This is a genomic window from Kitasatospora sp. NPDC047058 (assembly GCF_040643935.1).
GTDB lineage: Bacteria > Actinomycetota > Actinomycetes > Streptomycetales > Streptomycetaceae > Kitasatospora.
The window spans coordinates 1-1,549 of the sequence record NZ_JBEYVJ010000829.1 but is presented as its reverse complement, the minus strand read 5'-3'; the positions used below and the strand labels follow the sequence as shown (position 1 = coordinate 1,549).

Annotated in this window: 2 protein-coding genes; both read right to left on the bottom strand. The window is 75.2% G+C overall.

Annotation, left to right across the window (positions count from 1 at the left end; all coding sequences use genetic code 11):
* Positions 1-95 precede the first annotated feature (95 nt).
* Positions 96-1,211, bottom strand: coding sequence for an ADP-ribosylglycohydrolase family protein (locus tag ABZ885_RS40865; protein ID WP_360200243.1), 1,116 nt, complete (start codon positions 1,209-1,211; stop codon positions 96-98).
* Between the two features lie 148 nt (positions 1,212-1,359).
* Positions 1,360-1,549 (bottom strand): hypothetical protein (locus ABZ885_RS40860; RefSeq protein WP_360200241.1); only part of this gene is annotated, 190 nt, incomplete at its 5' end.

The following is a 1,549-nucleotide window of genomic DNA, read 5'->3' as shown; positions in this document are numbered from 1 at the left end:
GGGGGCCTCGGCCTGAGCGGTGTCCGCCGCTCCCCCGTCGGCGGACACCGCTACGGGCAACTGCGCGTCCGGGGCCCGGAGGGCGGCGCCGGGGCTCAGCGCAGGACGGGGTAGCGCGCCGACCAGGCGACGCCCTCCGGGGTGTCCTGCCCGTGCAGTTCGGGCCCGTGCATCAGCTCCAGGACGAAGTCGTCGGCCAGCTCCAGCAGTGCGCCCCGCCCCTCCAGCCCCGCCACCAGGCCGGGCGGCAGCGCGGTGTCCCCGTGCAGCACCCCGAGCAGGTTGCCGCAGATCGCGCCGGTGGAGTCGCTGTCCCCCGAGTGGTTCACCGCCAGCAGCAGGCCGGACCGGATGTCGTGGGCGACCAGCGCGCAGTACACCCCGATCGACAGTGCCTCCTCGGCGACCCAGCCCTCCCCCAGCGCCTCGACCCGCTCGGCGGACGGCTCCCCGGCCCGCACCGCGTCCAGCGCCGCCCGCAGCGCGGCCGTGGTCTCCTCGTGCCCCGGCCGCTCGGACAGCAGGGCCAGCGCCAGGTGGACGCCCTCCTCCAGCGTCCCGCCGCGGGCCGCCGTCTGGACGATCACCGCCAGTGCACCGGCCGAGAGGTAGCCGGTCGGGTGCCCGTGGGTCAGCACCGAGCACTCCACAGCCAGCTGGAACACCAGCGCCGGCTCCCAGGTGGTGAGCAACCCGAACGGGGCCGCCCGCATCACCGTGCCGCACCCCTTGGAGTGCGGGTTCTTGGGCGCCTCCAGGGTGCCGAGCCGCTCGGCGTCCGGCCCGGAGAGGCCGGACAGGCAGGCCTGGCCGGGGGCCCGCTGGGCGTACAGCCACTCCTCGCGGCCGAGCCAGCCGAGGTCGGCCCGCCGCTCGTCCGGCCCCCAGTCCCGCTGGGTGGCGGACCAGCGCAGGTAGGCGAGGTGGAGGTCGGTGGGCGGGTGCCAGCTCCCGGTGTCGCGGCGGATGTGCGCCCGGATCAGCCCGTCCACGGTGAAGAGCACCATCTGGGTGTCGTCGGTGACCGCGCCGAGCCGCCCGTACGCGGGGACGTAGCCGGTGACGCCCTGCGGGCCGTGCACCGCCCGGATCTTCTCCAGCGACTCGAACTCGATGCCCGCGCCGAGCGCGTCCCCGATCGCGCCGCCGAGCAGACAGCCCCGCACCCGGCTGCGGAAGTCCTGCTGCTGTGCGCGTGACCAGAGTGGCATCACGACGGGGCGCCTTTCGTCCGGGAAGCGGTCCGCGCGCCGCGGACCGGTCGCGCGCCCTCGCACTGTATTCGAATGGCCGAACAAGTCGAGGGGTTCACCGGAACACCAGAACCTCAACAAACTGTTGCCGGGGCAGGCCGGGCGGTCACTCGCAGGTGTTCCCCAGCGTGTCCGGCCCGGACAGCACGTCCACCGCGTTGAACACCTCGCCCACGGTGAGCAGCCCGGCGGCCACCGCCAGCACGCTCCCGGCGACCAGCAGGAGCGGACGCCGGTGCGACAGCACCGCGACCCACCCGGCGGCGACCGCACCCGCCAGGCTCAGCAGCGGCGCC

What these genes read in the sequence shown, in the direction of transcription:
- ABZ885_RS40865 (WP_360200243.1), bottom strand. Translation starts at nt 1,211, where the DNA reads ATGCCACTCTGGTCACGCGCACAGCAGCAGGACTTCCGCAGCCGGGTG.